Below are 2,443 nucleotides of genomic sequence, written 5' to 3' on the forward strand. Positions count from 1 at the left end.
TGACCCGCGACGTGCGCGGCCCCGCCGCCCGCGCGCTCGCCGGGGCCGGCGCCGAGGTCGTCGCCGGCGGCCTGGACGACCGCGCGTCGCTCGACGCCGCGGCGGCCGGCGTTCACGGTGTCTTCAGCGTGCAGGCGGGCCTCATGGGCTCGCCGCCCGTCCCGTTCGACGACGAGGTCCGGCGCGGCATCGCCGTCGCGGACGCCGCCGGCGCGGCCCACCTGGTCTACTCGTCCGTCGCGGGGGCCGAGCGTTCGGCGGGGGTGCCCGCCTTCGAGGCCAAACTCCGGATCGAAGAGCACATCCGCCGGAAGGGGATCCCGGCGACCGTGCTGCGGCCCGCGTCGTTCATGGAGAACCACCTCGGGGCCGAGGCGATCGCGACGCCGTTCTCCCCGGACGTCCCCGAGCAGCTGATCGCGGTGGACGACATCGGCGCGTTCGTCGCGGCCGCCTTCGCCGACCCCGCCCGGTACCTGGGGGAGACGCTCGCCATCGCGGGTGACGCGGCCACGCCCGACCAGCTCGCCGCCGCCTTCAGCAAGGCCGCCGGCCGCGAGATCCCGTACGTTCCCGTTCCCCTCGACGCGCTGCCGGAGGAAACGGCCGCCGCCGTCGCGCACCTCGACGCGCACGGCGGTTACGGAGCCGACATCGCCGCCACCCGGGCCCTGCGCCCCGAGACGAAGGACCTGGCCACCTGGCTGGAGACCGTCGAATGGCGGGCGGCGGCCACCGGCCGTGGTGGGAGCCGGCTTCGACGGCCGCCACGGGCGTCCTAGTCGAACAGGTCGGGCTGCTCGCGGATGATCTGGTCGTAGAGCGGCTGGTAGTTGATCCAGCCGACGAGGTCGTTGCCGATCTGCTCATGGGTGAGGACGGCGTTGTCGTGCTCGATCGGGACGACCTGCCCGGCGGCCTTCGCCAGCAACTGCACCTGGCACGAGCGTTCCATCGTGATGAACCACCAGGCGGCGGCGTCGACCGTGTCGCCCACGGTCAGCAGGCCGTGGTTGCGCAGGATGACGGCCTTGTGGTCGCCGAGGGCGGCGGCGATGCGCTTGCCCTCCTCCAGATCGGTGACGACGCCGGTGTAGTCGTCGAACAGGCCGTGGTCCTGGTAGAACGCGCACACGTCCTGGGTGATCGGCTCGAGCTTCTGGCCGAGCGCCGAGATCGCGCGGCCGTGGGTGGAGTGGCTGTGCGCGGCGGCGACGACGTCGGGGCGCGCCTGGTGCACCTGCGAGTGGATCGCGAACGCGGCCTCGTTCACCGGGTAGCGGCCCTCGACGACCTGGCCCTGGTGGTTCACCAGGATCAGGTCGCTGACCTTGATGTGCTTGAAGGACATCCCGAACGGGTTGACCCAGAAGTGGTCGGTGCGCTCGGGGTCGCGGGCCGTGATGTGCCCGGCGACGCCCTCCTCGAAGCCGAACTTGCCGAAGATCCGCAGCGCGGCGGCGAGCCGCTCCTTGCGGTGCCGGCGCTCGTCCTCGACGTCGTCGAAGGCCGGCGGCAGCCGGAAGATCAGGTCGGTCGGCAGCTTTTCCAGGAACTGCTCGTCATCGGGCATCGGTGGACTCCTCGGGCTGGGTGACACCGCCGGGCACTGCCTCCACCGAACACCACCCGGCGGGCCGCCCGCTAGGGGCGGCCGGCCCAAGCGGCCCGGGTCTCGTTGTCCGGCCGGGACAACGAGGGGCCACAATGGCCGCATGGAGCCCAGCGAGGGCGACCGGTTCCTGCGGTTGCTGATCGAGCACAGCGACGACCCGCGGCTGCTGGAGACGACCGTCCGCGCCGCGCGCGGCCGGTCCGACCTGGTCGCCGCGCTGCCCGAGGAGGAGACCCGGCGGCACACCCGCGCGCTGGTGCGGGGCGTCCTCGCCGCGCTGGAGGACGGCGGCCCCGGCGAGGAGGTGCTCGCCGCCGCCGAGCGGCTCGGCTCCGACCGGGCCCGGCAGGGCGTGCCGGTCGCGGCGTTCCTGGACGGCTTCCAGGCGGGCCGCGCCCACCTCGTCCGCACCCTCATCGAGGACGGCCGGCGCGCGGGGGTGCCGGACGCGGTGCTGCTGGACGGCGTCAGCCGCATCGACGAGATCACCACCGCGCTCGTACACCGGATGGTGCACGCCCACCGGGTCGCGGAGCTGGAGATGGCCCGCACCCGGCGGGAGGGACACGTGCAGACGCTGCGGCAGCTGCTGCACGGCGAGGCCGTCCCGGTGCCGGCCCCGCTCGACGGCGGCGCCGAGTACCACTGCGTGGTGTCGGACGTCAGCGACCCGGCGGTCGCGGCGCGGCTGGAGGCACGGCTCCTCGCGGCGGGACCCGGACTGTGCGGGCTGGTGGACGGGCGGCTCGCCGCGCTGGTGGCGCGGCTGCCGGCCCTGCCGCCGTCCGGTCCGCTGCTGGTCGCGGCGCCGCCCGCGCGGCCCGCCGC

At 74.6% G+C, this 2,443-nt stretch carries 2 protein-coding genes and 1 pseudogene; 2 read left to right on the plus strand and 1 reads right to left on the minus strand.

The genetic code is table 11. The features are described from left to right. Positions 1-782 (plus strand): NmrA family NAD(P)-binding protein (locus ABD296_RS49175; protein WP_344285376.1); only part of this gene is annotated, 782 nt, incomplete at its 5' end. Here ABD296_RS49175 and ABD296_RS49180 read toward each other — a convergent pair. Further along, positions 779-1,573: a class II aldolase/adducin family protein gene (locus ABD296_RS49180; protein ID WP_344285378.1), complete on the minus strand. Its 795-nt coding sequence runs from the start codon at positions 1,571-1,573 to the stop codon at positions 779-781. The two genes, ABD296_RS49175 and ABD296_RS49180, sit on opposite strands and share 4 nt — an antisense overlap. Before the next feature lie 142 nt (positions 1,574-1,715). Here ABD296_RS49180 and ABD296_RS49185 point away from each other — a divergent pair. After that, positions 1,716-2,443: pseudogene (locus tag ABD296_RS49185) on the plus strand (helix-turn-helix domain-containing protein); the annotation flags it as partial.

Origin of the sequence: Actinomadura napierensis (genome assembly GCF_039529375.1) — a bacterium.
GTDB lineage: Bacteria > Actinomycetota > Actinomycetes > Streptosporangiales > Streptosporangiaceae > Spirillospora > Spirillospora napierensis.